We start from the raw sequence: 14,818 nt of genomic DNA, 5'->3' as shown, positions 1-14,818 counted from the left end.
CTACCCCTTTCAAACAAAAAAAATATGATTTTGAGAAAACAAAATATACATAAAAATGCAGAGGAAGTTTCGATGATGATTAGTTTCACCGAGGCTGACGTTAAGCGGGCTATGCAGCACTATTATGCTAAATTTGCCGATATTTGCGGGAACACGTTTGCCAGGAACACATCGCATTCTGAGTTAGACCTATTGTATTTTTTTGAGCATACTATGTTTAAGAACTTTGTGCAGAAGTATCGGGAGCAACTATCTGCGTGGGCTTTCGCAATGGCAATTAGGCACAAATTCATTCTTGCGAGCCAAGATGAAGATGAATCCAAAAAAATCTATTTTCTTTCGGATAAGTTGTGCAAGAAAGTCGGCAGGCCGAGACTACTTGACGATGACGATTGATGCCTTCGCGCACGCGCATGTTGGGGGCGGCTCTATCGAGACAGATTCCGAATTACATTTAAAAATTGACATATACCGAAAATCAACAACTCAACTTTTATTTTGAATTTTGCTGGCCGCCATTGTCCGTGAGGATAGGGCGGTTTTTTCTTACTGCATTTTTACCACACTTTTACTGCATTTTTACCACACAAAAGCGTAATTTTGATTAATTTTGGGAAATCTTCAAAATAAGCAAAACTGCGAAAAAGCCTTTATTTACAAGGGTTTAGAGATTAAAATAAATTTTTTAAGATTAAATAACAGAGACCGAATCCAAGTGTCGACACAAAAAAGAAGCAGCCTTAGAGGTTGCTCCTTTTTATATGTACAAGCAATATGCTTATTTTACATTACCTACTTTGATTAAGTACTCTCCGATCTGAACTGCATTCAAGGCAGCACCCTTACGAATCTGGTCACCAGAGAGCCAAAAGGTCAGACCATTCTCATCAGAGAGGTCCTTGCGGACTCGACCCACATAGACATCATCCTTACCTGCTGTCTCCAAAGGCATCGGATAAACAAGGTTAGCAGGATCGTCAACAAGTGTACAACCAGGAGCAGCGGCTATCGCCTTCTGTGCCTCTTCAACACTGAGAGGACGTTCTGTCTCTATCCATACACTCTCAGAGTGAGAACGCAACGAACTGACACGTACACACATCGCAGAGCATTTCGCATCAGTATGCATGATCTTCTGTGTCTCGTTATACATCTTCATTTCCTCCTTCGTATAGCCGTTAGGCTGGAATACATCAATTTGAGGAATCACGTTATAGGCAAGCTGATGCGGGAATTTCTTAATGGTCTTCACCTCACCGTCTTCTACCATCTCCTTATACTGCTGTTGCAGCTCTGCCATCGCAGCAGCACCAGCACCAGAGGCACTCTGATAGGAAGACACGTGGATACGCTTAATATGACTCAATTGCTCCAAAGGCTGCAATACCACCACCATCATGATCGTCGTACAGTTGGGGTTGGCAATGATACCACGAAGACGCTTCAAGGCATCTTCCGCATTACACTCTGGTACCACCAAGGGTACATCATCATCCATACGGAAAGCCGAGCTGTTGTCGATCATCACACAGCCATATTTTGTAATCGTCTCCGCAAATTCCTTAGACGTGCCAGCACCTGCAGAGGTAAAAGCTATATCAATATCCTTGAAATCATCGTTATGCTGGAGCAGTTTCACTGTCAGTTCCTTACCACGGAAAGTATATTTCCTGCCAGCACTACGCTCTGAACCGAACAACACCAGTTCATCCATTGGGAAATTTCTCTGGTCGAGGATTCTCAAGAACTCCTGACCCACAGCACCTGAGGCGCCTACAATTGCTACTTTCATAAGTCTAATTCTTTTCCTATTATACTAAATTTGGCTGCGAAGGTACAACATATTTTTGATATAACCAAAAATAGACAAGAAAAACCGCATTGTTATAAAGTGATAACATCCGTATTATATCCGGCTTATCAGACTATAAATTCACCTGCAGCTCCTTTCCCTCATAACTAATTGTCTGGTGCTGACCGTCTGGAAGGACAATGATGAACTGGCGTTTCTGGAGCATGCCGGGATAGGAACCTTGACGGGCACCAATAGTCAGTGTCCTCATCTTATCGTTCCACTGGAAGGTAATCGTGCTGTAAACACCTTTCTCATAATTGTAGCTATCACCCTCATCCTCATACAACACAAAAGAGCCGTCAGAACCAGGATAGACACGCAGCTCAAGACTGTCCCAAGATTTCTCACCGACATACTGCATCTCTGGACCAAGAGGCAGGATACTACCTGTTCGCACGAACATCGGGACACGGTCGAGCGTTGTCTGTATAGCAACGAACTGACCTCCCTTCCTACGTTCATTCGTCCAGAAGTCATACCAATCAGTACCTTGTGGCAAGTATTTCGTGACGGTCTTGGTCTGCGACCAATCCACATCTTCATTTTTAATTTCTTTCATTTTTACATTATTCCTGTCCCAGCCCGTCATTGCGTCTTCCTTGATAATCTGTTCCTCTGTATACAATGGATTGACTATCGGAGTCGCAAGGATGCTCTGTCCAAACATCAGCTCATCAGTCATTTCCCATACCTTCTTGTCATCAACGAAATCACTGAACAAAGGACGCATATAACTCCCGTTTTGAGATGTCACCTGCCAAGCCGTACTATACAAATAAGGTATCAGTCGATAACGCAGACGAATCATTTTCTCTATGGCGTCATAAACGGGTTCACCTTTCTTGCCGAATTGCCATATCTCACGAGGTGCATCAGCACCATGACTACGAAATACTGGCGCAAAGAGCCCATACTGCATCCAACGCACATACAATTCCTGATACTGGGGATTCTGAGGTGCGGAGCCTGGACCCTTGGTGTTATAGGCATTACAGAAGAAGCCTCCGATATCTGTATTGAAATTGGGATTACCTGTCAGGGAGAAACTAAGTCCTGCCGGTACTTGCTTTCGTAGCATGTCCCACGACGAGGCGACATCACCGCTCCACATATTGGAGCCATAATGCTGTTGACCAGCATACGATGAGCGTGTCATGATAAACACACGTTTCGAGGAGTTCGGGTAATCCTTGCGTTGTGACTGATAAATGCCACGCACCGTCTCCAAGGGGAAAGCGTTACGTAGAGAGCGCCAGGTACCACCAGTAACCTTATGCTCATAATCCGACTCACGGGGATTGAAGAAATCTGGATCGGTAGAGTCCATCCACCAGGCATCCGTACCATAGTTGTACAGTGTCTTCAGATATTTCCAATAAATAGCACGTGCGACAGGACTGAAAGCGTCATACACCTTCACACCCGACGGATAGTCCATCCGAGGCGGCCATATATGTGACAGTCCACTCTGAGGCCATGTCTCAATCGGTAATAGCAGTCCTTTCTCACTGAGTTCCCGGAATTGCTGTGTCTGAGGTCCGAAACTTGCCCATATACTAATCATGAAATGCGCATGCTTCGCATGGACATTCTTAATCATCTGAGGACCATCAGTAAAATCTTCCGACAGGAAATCCATCGCATTCCATAGGTAATTACTACCCCAATACTGCCAGTCTTGGATAATACCATCCAAGGGAACTTGCAACTCACGATATCTATCAACGACACTCTCCGTCTCTGCAGCAGTCTTATAACGTTCCTTGGACTGCCAGAAACCGTAAGTCCATAAAGGAAACATTGGTACGTCACCCGTCAGATGACGCATCAGGGCTATCACGCCGTCAGCAGAACCACCATACATGAAATAATAGTCAATGCCCTCACCAACCTCTGAGGCGAATGTCATCCCATCCACATCGTCATCAAACTGCGTAGGTGAGTAATTATCCCAGTATATGCCCCATCCCTTAACAGATTGCAATACATTCTGGAAATCCTCTAAGTTCGACTGTTCCATCCGTTTATGCTCACCCCGGCGATTCATCTTACCATTCTGTATCGTTCCAAGTCCATAGATGGGCTCATCCTTATCAAGCAGGAATGTCTGACGAGCTTTCATCACATCACCATTCTTTTCACGAAGTAACACCTTCCCTGCTGCCGTCAAAAAAGTCAGGCTACCATTGACATCCTGTTTGACTGTCAGTTCACTACTCATCCACGTGTTACCTTTCCGCACTGTCTTTACGTTTTCGGGCTTTGCCGTGATAACCAGCGTCTTGGTAGGTTTACCCTTGACAACATGTACTATATTGGGAGTATAAAACTCTATATTCACATCCTGTGCCATACAAGGAGTGGTCATCATAAGACCACAGCACACAGTGAACATCTTGATTACTCTTTTCACTTCAACTAATCAGATTATTAACGACAATTATTTCGCTGCTGTTCGCATTCCTCACGCTTTGCTTTGTAGAAACGATCCACGAAGTTGATCTGTTCACGATTAGGAACCATAATAAGAGATGCCCCATTGCAAAACTGCATCGTTGTAGGCTTCGAATCATCGAATGTAGGCCAGTATGGTAACCCCTTGCCATTTGGATTACCCGTCTTGGCAAAATTGATCCAATACTGTTGTATCATCTCAGCAACAGCGGACTCTGCGGGATATTTGTCTGACTGAGTCAGGAACTCCCCATTAAGATAAAGGATGTCATCAGCATGTGCCACACCACGGCGACGAGGATCACCAGAGAAGCTACGAGTGGATGGCTGGTTAAGATAGGCGGCATATGCAGCACTCTTTCCCGTTTTGGACTGCAGACTCACCCAAGCATATGATGGCCAGGCAAACCCCATATCACGGAAAGCATCACCAAAACCATGCCATGCCTCATCGGCAGTACTGCCCGGATAGACTTTCTTCGCCTCATCAGCAAAGGAGCCGAAGATATTCTTGACGGTCTTGTCATAGTCCTCAGGAGTGATATTACCCGGGCTGAAGAGGGCCCCCTCATCAGAGTTGGTCATCACAATAACGGGGACATCATTATATTCGCCACGCTCATAGAGGCGATACTGGTCATCACAGATGACATACCCGTCAACACATGGCCAGAAGCCTGCAAAACCTACATGACCGTCACATAGTGACATCGCATCCATCTTTCGCAGCTGTTTGAGATTCTTTTTCTTCAGATGCTTCTGAAAGGCAAGTCCCTGTTGTTCGGCACCTTTCTGCGAAGCATCTATACCCAAGGTACGTGGCTGGTCACGCCAAGGAGCAAAAGAGCCTCCGCTCTGACTGATACAACGATGGAAGAGTCCCTTCGCCAACGGTGAGGCACAAAGGATACTACAACTGATGGCACCAGCGCTCTCACCGAAGATCGTGACATTCGAAGGATCGCCGCCGAAGTTGGTGATATTACGCTGTACCCACTGAAGAGCAAAAATCTGGTCAAGGATGCCGTAGTTACCTGAATGTCCCTCCTTATTCTCTTTCGTCAGTTCCGGATGTGCCATAAAACCAAGTGCACCTGTCCGGTACTCTACGCTGACGATGACGACCCCACGCATGGCAAGGTATTTCCACAAGTCGCCCCCATACCATTCCGTCTGAAAACCACCGCCATGAATCCATACCATCACTGGCAGGTGGTCATTAACAGATGTTGCTGGTGTTGCGATACCCAGATACAGACAATCCTCGTTCATCATATCCGCAGTACGCCCCGGACGGGTGGGTTGTGGAGGTAACGGTCCAAATTGATCCGCTTTCAACACCCCTTCCCATGCCTTGGCTGGCTGTGGCTCCCGCCAACGAAGGTCACCTACGGGAGGAGCAGCATATGGTATTGCTTTATACACGGCAAGGGTACTGTCAAGGACACCTTCTACATCACCTGTCTCCACATGGGCTTTCAGAAGCGGTTGCCCCTGAGCGTCAGTCATCATCATGAAAGCGCAGACCACCCAAACAATTGTCAATATTCTCTTCATCGTTTCTTGATAGTTTTTGCAAAGGTACAAAAATTTTTCGAACCTTTGACCACACCGAAGGTTCTTTTGTTCGGAAATGCTCAAATAAATTTGGCATTTCACTCACTTATTCGTACCTTTGCACACAATATGTTATATATTGCATCATATTTTCCGATTACTAATCCGACATTGATCTTCTGTGTCGTATTACTCATCATCCTGTTTGCACCCATCATCATGGGTAAACTGCGCATACCGCATATCATCGGAATGGTACTGGCGGGCATGTTGATTGGAAAATACGGATTGAATATTCTGGAACGAGACTCCTCCTTTGAATTATTTGGAAAAGTAGGATTACTATATATCATGTTCCTCGCCGGTCTGGAGATGGATTTGGAAAGTGTGAAGAAAAACTCCAGAAGGTTTCTGATTTTCGGATTACTCACATGTCTGGTACCACTCGTCATGACCTATTTCATGGCAATATGGCTATTGGACTATACCACACAGGCTTCTTTCCTTTTAGGGTGTATCATGGCATCAAACACCCTGATTGCATACCCTATTATTGGACGCTATGGACTGCAACGTGACTCCAGCGTGATGCTGAGCGTAGGTTCCTCCATGATTTCCCTGTTCCTTGCCTTGTTGATGCTTGCTGCACTTGCTGCTTCTTATGGAGAAGACACAGGGCTCACCTTCTGGCTTCTCTTCCTACTGAAATTTTGTCTGTTCTGCGGTGCTTGTATATGGCTGATCCCTAAACTCGCACGTTATTTCCTGCGGCGGTACTCCGATGCTGTCATGCAGTTTATCTTTGTTCTTGCCGTGATGTTCCTCAGTGCCGCAGCTTCAGAGGCTGTCGGTGTGGAAGGCATCGTAGGTTCCTTCATCTCTGGACTGATTCTCAACCGTTATATCCCCCATGTTTCCCCATTGATGAACCGTATCGAGTTTATCGGTAACGCACTCTTCATTCCTTATTTCCTGATTGGTGTGGGCATGCTCATCAATATCGGCTCACTATTCACTGGACTTCACATGCTCTGGATAGTGTTCATGATTGCTTTCTTCGGGACCTTTGGAAAGGCTGTCGCCGCTTATCTTTCAAGTTTGTTATTCCACCTTCCTAAATCAGCAGGACACATGATGTTTGGACTGACCAGTGCCCATGCTGCCGGAGCCATCGCAATGGTGATGGTGGGAATGCGCCTGGAGGTCAGTCCCGGTGTTTACCTGGTGAACGACGAAATTCTGAACGGTGTCGTTATCATGATTCTTGTTACCTGTATCATTAGTACAATGATGACTGCTCGTGCCGCCCAACAGATCGTGTTAGCCTCCAACCAACACCCGACAGCCATTAACCAAGGCGATGACGAGAAAATCATGCTTTGTGTGAAATACCCTGAGATAGCTCCTCAGTTATTGGAACTTGCTATTATGCTACGGAACCAGAAACTGAATCGCGGAATTGTGGCACTGAATGTGGTATATGACGACAACAATGCTGCCGTCAATCGTGATAATGGACTGCGCTTGCTAGAACAGTTACAGCAACAAGCTAGTGCTAGCGAGGTAAAAGTACAGACACAGGTACGCCTTGCCACTAATATTGCCAATGGTATTAAACATGCCTTCCGTGAGTTCTCCAGTTCAGAGATTATCATGGGAATGCACGTTCATACGGAAGTAAACCCGAAGTTCTGGGGAGACTTTATCCAGAGTCTGTATAATGGACTGAATCGCCAAATCCTTCTGACCCGTTTTGTACAACCCCTGAACACGCTGCGACGCATACAGGTTGCCGTTCCATCTCGTGCCGAATTCGAGCCAGGTTTCCATCGCTGGCTGGAACGTTTAGGACGCATGGCAGAGAACCTTGATTGTCGCATCCAGTTCCATGGACGTGATGAGAGTCTAGTCTTGATTAGGGAGTATATCAACAATCTCCATCCGGGTGTCCGTGCGGAATATACCTTCATGGCGCATTGGAATGAGTTACCCAAACTGGCAGAGACCATCAAAGAAGACCATATGTTCGTGGTGATCACGGCACGTAAAGGTACCATCTCATATAAGAATGCACTAGAACGGCTTCCTAATGAACTGATGCAACATTTCTCGGGTAAGAATCTGATGATTATCTTCCCAGATCAATATGGTAACACGAAAGAGGAGCGTATGACCTTCACGGAGGCACAACACCAAGAAGAGAGTAGTATTTATAATACCATCGCCCGATGGATTAACGACCATCGCTCCCATTAACCCCTAAACCAATCATCCCTATGATATCAATTCAAGGAATCAAGAAAAATTTCGGCTCCCTCGAGGTCTTGAAAGGTATCGACCTCCACATCGATAAAGGTGAGGTGGTCAGTATCGTCGGTCCCAGCGGAGCGGGTAAGACAACACTGTTGCAGATCATCGGAACACTAGATAAGCCAGATGCCGGTACTGTCTGCATCGATGGTATTGATGTGAGCCATCTCAGCAAGAAGAAACTGTCTGACTTCCGCAACCAGCATATCGGTTTCGTGTTCCAGTTCCACCAACTACTTCCTGAGTTCACGGCTATTGAGAACATCATGATACCTGCCTATATTGCAGGACTCTCCCAGCGAGAGGCAAGACAAAGGGCACAAGATTTGTTAGATTTCATGGGACTTACCGAACGCGCCAGCCATAAGCCCAATGAGCTAAGTGGTGGCGAGAAGCAACGCATCGCAGTGGCTCGTGCGCTCATCAATCACCCTGCTGTCATCCTTGCTGATGAGCCTAGCGGTTCTCTTGACTCCAAGAACAAAGAAGAACTGCACCAACTCTTCTTCGACCTACGAGACAAATTCGGACAGACATTCGTTATCGTCACTCATGATGAACAACTAGCAAGCATTACCGACCGTACTATCCATATGCGGGATGGTCTATTAGAAACAACACCTATAGATACTATAAATACTATAGAACTATGAAAATCAAACTCGGCGACTACAACACGCTTCGCATCGTGAAGAATGTTGATTTCGGCATGTACTTAGACGGAGGTGATGAAGGTGAGATTCTACTTCCATCACGCTATGTGCCAAAAGGAGTTAAAGTGGGTGACGACATTGAAGTCTTCATCTACCTTGACCAAGACGAGAAACTTGTTGCCACCACGCTCAAGCCAATGGCGAAGGTGGGTGATTTCGTCTGGCTGGAGTGTGCATGGACGAATGAATATGGGGCATTCCTCAACTGGGGGTTGATGAAAGATTTGTTCTGTCCATTCCGCGAGCAAAAACAACGGATGCAGAAAGGACAACGTTATTATGTCTATGTTATGGAGGATGAGAAGACTCACCGTCTCATGGCTACGGCAAAGGTGGAGCGATATCAGAAGCACAACGGCTATGAGCGTGCCCTTGATTTCTCTGACGAGCTTTTACGTTACCTGAAAGAGAACGGAGGGCATTGCGACTTGGGTGACAAAAGTTCCTCAGAGGACATCGCCCAACGCTTTGGTGTCTCGAAGAAAATCTATAAAAAATCAGTCGGCGACCTTTACCGCCGCCGACTGATTACTATTTCTGACGAAGGGATCTCCCTCGTTTAGAACTCTGCACTCTTTGGAGTACGTGGGAATGGGATGACGTCACGGATATTCTGCATACCTGTTACAAAGAGAATCAGACGCTCAAAACCGAGTCCGAAACCTGCGTGTGGACATGTTCCCCAACGACGGGTATCGATATACCACCACAGATGAGTCATATCCATCTGTCGACGATTAATCTCACTCATCAACTTGTCATAGCTCTCCTCACGGACTGAACCACCGATAATCTCACCGATCTGTGGGAACAGCACATCCGTACCCTGCATCGTAGGACCAGGAGCCGCAGCACCTTTGTATCCTACAGAGCCTCCATCAGCGGTATCCTGGTTCTGTTTCATATAGAACGACTTGAACGCGCGAGGATAGTCTGTCATGATGACAGGTTTCTTGAAGTGCTCCTCTACGAGATAACGCTCATGCTCAGAGGCAAGGTCATCACCCCAGTTGCAGGGGAACTCAAACTTCTTACCGTTCTTGATGGCTTCCTGCAGGATATTGATACCCTCCGTATAAGGAAGGCGCACGAACGTCTCCTTCAACACACCCTCCAAACGTTCGATGAGTGTCTTATCAATCATCTGATTAAGGAAGGCGAGATCGTCCTTGCAATTCTCCAATGCCCAACGGACACAATACTTGATGAAGTCCTCCTCCAAGTCCATCAGCTCGTCCTGATCCATGAAAGCAACCTCTGGCTCCACCATCCAGAACTCAGCGAGGTGACGGGGCGTATTAGAGTTCTCCGCACGGAACGTAGGACCGAAAGTATAGATAGCACCTAATGCCGTAGCACCCAGCTCACCCTCCAATTGTCCTGATACCGTCAGAGAGGTCTGCTCTCCAAAGAAATCGTCATCGTAGATAATCTTACCATTCTCGTCTTTCTTCAGGTCATAAAGGTTCTTGGTGGTCACCTGGAACATGTTTCCTGCACCCTCACAGTCACTTGCCGTAATCAGGGGGGTATGGAAATAGAAGAAACCATGCTCGTGGAAGTAGGTATGGATTGCCATCGCCATATTATGACGGATACGCATCACAGCACCAAAAGTATTGGTACGGAGGCGCATATGAGCATTCTTACGCATCACCTCAAAAGACTGACCTTTCTTCTGCATCGGATAAGTGTTGTCACATACGCCATAAAGCTCCAGAGCTGTTGCCTGGATCTCACAAGCCTGTCCAGCTCCTTGGCTCTCCACTAGGGTACCGACAGCACAGATACATGAACCTGTGGTGATATCCTTCAGCAGTTGCTCATCAAACTTTGTCGGGTCAACGACAATCTGTACATTCTTTATGGTTGAGCCATCATTTAAGGCAATGAAGTCTACAGCCTTGGAATTACGGTGCGTACGTACCCATCCCTTGACACAGACCTCCTTACCATATTCCGTACTTTTCAGTACATCAATTATCTTTGTTCTTTTCATTGAACTATGAACTCTAAACTATCAACTATGAACTATCAATTACTCATACGCTCCCATACGCAGGCGGTCAACCTCCTCCTCGGTCAGATAACGCCAGTCACCACGACGAAGGTTCTTCTTGGTCAGACCAGCAAACTGTACACGGTCGAGTTTCGTCACCTTATAACCTAGGCTTTCGAAGATACGACGTACAATACGGTTCTTTCCAGAGTGAATCTCGATACCTACCTGTTTCTTGTCAACAGCATCTGCATACTGGATATCATCCGCCTTGATGTCTCCATCCTCAAGGGTGATACCCTCTGCGATCTGCTGCATGTCATGGGCAGTAACGTTCTTGTCGAGATATACATGATAAATCTTCTTCTTCAAGAACTTCGGATGTGTCAGCTTAGAGGCAAGATCACCATCGTTAGTCAACAGAAGCACACCTGTCGTATTACGGTCCAGACGACCAACGGGATAGATACGCTCAGGACAAGCACCTTTCACAAGCTCCATCACTGTCTTACGCTGCTGAGGATCATCACTGGTAGTCACATAATCCTTGGGTTTGTTGAGCAGGACATATACTTTCTTCTCTGGAGTAACAGGAGCGTCATGGAACTTCACCTCGTCAGTACGCAACACTTTGGTACCCAGTTCTGTTACCACCTGTCCATTCACTGTCACGACACCTGCCTGGATGAACTCATCTGCCTCACGACGGCTGCATACACCAGCATTGGCGAGGAACTTATTCAGACGGATGGGCTCATTGGGATCGTAGTTCTCCTCTTTATACTCTATACGTTTCTTGAAACTATACTTAGCATTGGGATCATAATCGGCAGTATGCTGACGATAGCCACCACGCTGCTTGTTATACCCACCCTGCTGACGGGGCTGACCATAGCCGCCGCGCTGCTGGTAACCCCCACGAGGCTGTCCATAGCCGCCACGAGGTTGATAGCCACCTTGCTGACGAGGCTGGTAGCCACCCTGCTGACGGGGCTGATAGCCGCCCTGCTGGCGAGGCTGGTAACCACCCTCCTCTCCTTCTGCCTGTTGGTTGAAACGAGGGCGATAGCCACCTTGTTGATAACTGCCGCCACGAGGCTGATAGCCGCCCTGCTGACGGGGCTGGTAGCCACCCTGCTGGTAGCTGTTCGTACGGGGGCGATAGCCACCCTCACCATTATTATTGGGATTGAAGCGGGGACGATAGCCGCCACGAGGCTGACCATACTCACCCTGAGGACGCTGTGGCGCACTGCTCTGCAGACTTGCACCAAATCCCTCAGGACGGAACCCGCCCTCTTCTTGACTCTGATTACGATTATAGCCACCCTGATTGTAAGGACGTACCTGTTGATGAATACGTGGACGTGGTGAGCGTCCTGGTTTGTAACCTTGATAACCACTGGTTTGGTTTGTGAAGCCCTCACGGCTTGTAGTATTCTGTTCTGAATACTGCTCCTCTGTTTTGTTTTCGTTCTCTAATTCCATAATCTTTAATTCTTTAATTTTTTTATTCTTCTGTTTTTTAAACGTTAGCCGGAAGCCTCACGGCTCCCTCTTGTGTTGTTTGTTAAATACCTGTATAGTTCATAGGCGTAATCGCCATAAGCTCTTCTTTAACCTCCTCACTGACATCAAGTCCCTGAATAAACTCATGGATCAGTTCTGGTGTCATTTTCTGGTTGGTACGCGTAAGTGCTTTCAACGCTTCATAGGGATGAGGATAAGCCTCACGGCGCAGGATGGTCTGGATAGCCTCAGCAACCACTGCCCATGTATTGTCGAGATCTTCCTGCAACTTCTCCTCGTTAAGGATAAGCTTACGCAAGCCTTTTAAAGTACTCTGGATAGCTATCAGGGCATGTCCCATGGGGACACCCACGTTACGCAGCACTGTCGAGTCCGTCAGGTCACGCTGTAAGCGACTGACAGGCAGTTTTTGCGCAAGGAACTGCAGGATGGCATTGGCAATACCGAGGTTACCCTCTGAGTTCTCATAGTCGATGGGGTTCACCTTATGGGGCATCGCACTCGATCCTACCTCACCTGCCTTGATCTTCTGCTTGAAGTACTCCATGGAGATATACATCCAGAAGTCACGATCCAAGTCGATAATAATAGTATTGATACGACGCATGGCATCGAAGATGGCACCCAACCAGTCGTAGTTGGAGATCTGCGTCGTCCACTGCTCACGCTCCAGTCCGAGTTTCTCGCTGACAAACTTATTACCGAACTCACGCCAGTCATACTGCGGATAAGCCACATGATGGGCATTATAGTTACCTGTAGCACCACCGAACTTCGCAGTAATCGGGGTATCTTTAAGTCCACGCAACTGCTCTTCCAGACGATAGACATACACCATTACCTCCTTTCCCAAACGGGTGGGAGAGGCAGGCTGTCCATGTGTCTTGGCAAGCATCGGCACATTCTTCCACTGCTCGGCATAGTCGTTCAACTGCTCGATGAGTTCCTCCACCATAGGGTAATACACCTCTTCCAGTGCCTCCTTCACAGAGAGGGGCACACTGGTATTGTTGATGTCCTGAGAGGTCAGTCCGAAGTGGATAAACTCCTTGTATTTCTCAAAGTCACCTATCTTGTCAAGTTCCTCCTTGATGAAATACTCCACAGCCTTCACGTCGTGGTTGGTCGTCTTCTCGATTTCCTTCACACGGGCGGCATTCTCTTCCGTAAAGTGACGATAGATATCGCGCAAACGCTCAAACAGGTTATGGTCGAAATCCTCCAGTTGCGGCAAGGGTAACTCACAAAGCGTAATGAAATACTCTATCTCCACGCGGACTCTGTAGCGAATAAGTGCATATTCTGAGAAATATCCTGCCAACTGCTCTGTCTTACTTCTATAACGGCCATCAATAGGCGAAATGGCTGTCAACACGTCTAATTCCATTATTCTTTCTTAATACCTTAAATTATAAATATAGCTATATTCCCAATTGGACTGCAAAGGTACGAATAAGTGAAGGAAAAACCAAATATATTTGAGTTTTTCTGAACGAGAGTACCTTAAAAACTTGTTTTAAAGGTACGAATAAGTCAGCAAAGCACGAAATAAAAAGGGACTTTTTAAAATTTTATTGGCGAACGGGTGTTCCTCTCAGATAAAGACCATCGTATGTTTATTTCAGTATGTCGCCTCCTCAGCCTTGCAACCGTCTAGCAAATCACGATGCATGCGGTGGGCGAGATCGCCATTACCCGGTTTGTAACGATGACCTGAGGGGGTGTAGTTGCATTTGAAACCACTCAGGTGCTTGTCTACACGGAACGCCTTCGGATCGTCCACACAGACGCTCTTCACGGAGATGTAGAAACGTCCCAGGTCACCTAACTTCACCACATAGCCAGCCTGCATGTAATGACGGATAGAGTCGAACAACTCCTTTACAACCATACGCACATCGGAAGCTTTCGCGGAACAGCTCTGCTCTACCATGCGCTCTATCTCCTCCAACGACACCTCGCCCGCCTTGACGGTGTGGGCATAATACTTTCCGTAATTCTTGCTGCTCTTGATTTGATTCTTCAGCAATCTGTACTTAATACTCATACTAATTTGGTTTATTATATTGATAATACGTTGTTTCAAGGCACAAAGATACTAATAAAAATTCAATTACGCAAACTTCTGCAAGTAAATTCAGTGAAATTACTGAGTAAATTCAGTGTATTTGCTAAGTAAATTCAGTGTATTTAGTGAGTAAATTCAGTGAATTTACTTATAAAGAAAAAACCTCTCTCCATCGGAGAAAGGTTTTCTTTGGTGGGCGTTGACGGATTCGAACCGCCGACCCTCTGCTTGTAAGGCAGATGCTCTAAACCAGCTGAGCTAAACGCCCTTTGCTTTAAAAGCGGTGCAAAGGTACGACGTTTTTTTGAAACCGCCAAACTTTTGCACCACTT

Annotated in this window: 11 protein-coding genes and 1 tRNA gene; 4 read left to right on the top strand and 8 right to left on the bottom strand. The window is 46.6% G+C overall.

Annotation, left to right across the window (positions count from 1 at the left end; genetic code table 11):
* Positions 1-24 precede the first annotated feature (24 nt).
* On the top strand, positions 25-396 hold the full coding sequence (locus BM257_RS03990) for a hypothetical protein (protein WP_092068587.1): 372 nt from the start codon (positions 25-27) through the stop codon (positions 394-396).
* 382 nt (positions 397-778) lie between these two features.
* On the opposite strand, the gene BM257_RS03985 is transcribed toward BM257_RS03990, so the two are convergent.
* From BM257_RS03985 to BM257_RS03975, 3 genes are all read right to left on the bottom strand, one after another.
* Positions 779-1,792 (bottom strand): aspartate-semialdehyde dehydrogenase, encoded by a 1,014-nt coding sequence (locus BM257_RS03985; RefSeq protein WP_092068584.1) that lies wholly within the window; start codon positions 1,790-1,792, stop codon positions 779-781.
* A gap of 133 nt (positions 1,793-1,925) precedes the next feature.
* Complete coding sequence (locus tag BM257_RS03980) at positions 1,926-4,250, bottom strand: glycoside hydrolase family 31 protein (protein ID WP_092068581.1); 2,325 nt, start codon at positions 4,248-4,250, stop codon at positions 1,926-1,928.
* Between the two features lie 35 nt (positions 4,251-4,285).
* The gene (locus tag BM257_RS03975) at positions 4,286-5,866 is read right to left on the bottom strand and encodes a carboxylesterase/lipase family protein (protein ID WP_255405517.1); all 1,581 of its coding nucleotides are present in this window, start codon (positions 5,864-5,866) and stop codon (positions 4,286-4,288) included.
* A 129-nt stretch (positions 5,867-5,995) separates the two neighbouring features.
* On the opposite strand from BM257_RS03975, the gene BM257_RS03970 reads away from it, so the two are divergent.
* Genes BM257_RS03970 through BM257_RS03960 form a run of 3 tightly spaced genes read left to right on the top strand, consistent with a single transcriptional unit; the run spans position 5,996 to position 9,452 of the window.
* On the top strand, positions 5,996-8,122 hold the full coding sequence (locus tag BM257_RS03970) for a cation:proton antiporter (RefSeq protein WP_092068578.1): 2,127 nt from the start codon (positions 5,996-5,998) through the stop codon (positions 8,120-8,122).
* Positions 8,123-8,142: 20 nt separating this feature from the next.
* Positions 8,143-8,829 (top strand): ABC transporter ATP-binding protein, encoded by a 687-nt coding sequence (locus BM257_RS03965; protein ID WP_092068575.1) that lies wholly within the window; start codon positions 8,143-8,145, stop codon positions 8,827-8,829.
* Positions 8,826-9,452, top strand: a complete 627-nt coding sequence (locus BM257_RS03960) for a CvfB family protein (RefSeq protein WP_092068573.1) — start codon at positions 8,826-8,828, stop codon at positions 9,450-9,452. Before BM257_RS03965 ends, BM257_RS03960 begins: the two co-directional genes overlap by 4 nt.
* Here BM257_RS03960 and asnS read toward each other — a convergent pair.
* The 5 genes from asnS to BM257_RS03935 form a co-directional block, all read right to left on the bottom strand.
* Positions 9,449-10,888: an asparagine--tRNA ligase gene (gene asnS, locus BM257_RS03955; RefSeq protein ID WP_092068570.1), complete on the bottom strand. Its 1,440-nt coding sequence runs from the start codon at positions 10,886-10,888 to the stop codon at positions 9,449-9,451. The genes BM257_RS03960 and asnS overlap by 4 nt on opposite strands.
* Positions 10,889-10,927: 39 nt before the next feature.
* Entirely contained in the window at positions 10,928-12,376 is a 1,449-nt protein-coding gene (locus BM257_RS03950) for a pseudouridine synthase (protein ID WP_092068567.1), read from the bottom strand.
* 82 nt (positions 12,377-12,458) lie between these two features.
* Positions 12,459-13,805, bottom strand: a complete 1,347-nt coding sequence (gene purB, locus BM257_RS03945) for an adenylosuccinate lyase (protein WP_092068564.1) — start codon at positions 13,803-13,805, stop codon at positions 12,459-12,461.
* A gap of 234 nt (positions 13,806-14,039) precedes the next feature.
* Positions 14,040-14,465 (bottom strand): HU family DNA-binding protein, encoded by a 426-nt coding sequence (locus BM257_RS03940; RefSeq protein WP_143096736.1) that lies wholly within the window; start codon positions 14,463-14,465, stop codon positions 14,040-14,042.
* A 211-nt stretch (positions 14,466-14,676) separates the two neighbouring features.
* Positions 14,677-14,754: transfer RNA gene (locus BM257_RS03935), tRNA-Val, on the bottom strand.
* Positions 14,755-14,818: the final 64 nt, after the last annotated feature.

The sequence above is a fragment of the Prevotella sp. tf2-5 genome, assembly GCF_900115435.1.
GTDB lineage: Bacteria > Bacteroidota > Bacteroidia > Bacteroidales > Bacteroidaceae > Prevotella.
Note: the sequence above shows the minus strand (reverse complement) of the source record. Positions and strands in the feature narration are given on the sequence as shown.

Excerpts from the sequence above, each read along its gene's own strand:
- BM257_RS03990 (WP_092068587.1), top strand. The coding sequence starts at position 25 with ATGATTTTGAGAAAACAAAATATACATAAAAATGCAGAGGAAGTTTCG.
- BM257_RS03985 (WP_092068584.1), bottom strand. The coding sequence starts at position 1,792 with ATGAAAGTAGCAATTGTAGGCGCCTCAGGTGCTGTGGGTCAGGAGTTC.
- BM257_RS03980 (WP_092068581.1), bottom strand. The coding sequence starts at position 4,250 with ATGTTCACTGTGTGCTGTGGTCTTATGATGACCACTCCTTGTATGGCA.
- BM257_RS03975 (WP_255405517.1), bottom strand. The coding sequence starts at position 5,866 with ATGAAGAGAATATTGACAATTGTTTGGGTGGTCTGCGCTTTCATGATG.
- BM257_RS03970 (WP_092068578.1), top strand. The coding sequence starts at position 5,996 with ATGTTATATATTGCATCATATTTTCCGATTACTAATCCGACATTGATC.
- BM257_RS03965 (WP_092068575.1), top strand. The coding sequence starts at position 8,143 with ATGATATCAATTCAAGGAATCAAGAAAAATTTCGGCTCCCTCGAGGTC.
- BM257_RS03960 (WP_092068573.1), top strand. The coding sequence starts at position 8,826 with ATGAAAATCAAACTCGGCGACTACAACACGCTTCGCATCGTGAAGAAT.
- asnS (WP_092068570.1), bottom strand. The coding sequence starts at position 10,888 with ATGAAAAGAACAAAGATAATTGATGTACTGAAAAGTACGGAATATGGT.
- BM257_RS03950 (WP_092068567.1), bottom strand. The coding sequence starts at position 12,376 with ATGGAATTAGAGAACGAAAACAAAACAGAGGAGCAGTATTCAGAACAG.
- purB (WP_092068564.1), bottom strand. The coding sequence starts at position 13,805 with ATGGAATTAGACGTGTTGACAGCCATTTCGCCTATTGATGGCCGTTAT.
- BM257_RS03940 (WP_143096736.1), bottom strand. The coding sequence starts at position 14,465 with ATGAGTATTAAGTACAGATTGCTGAAGAATCAAATCAAGAGCAGCAAG.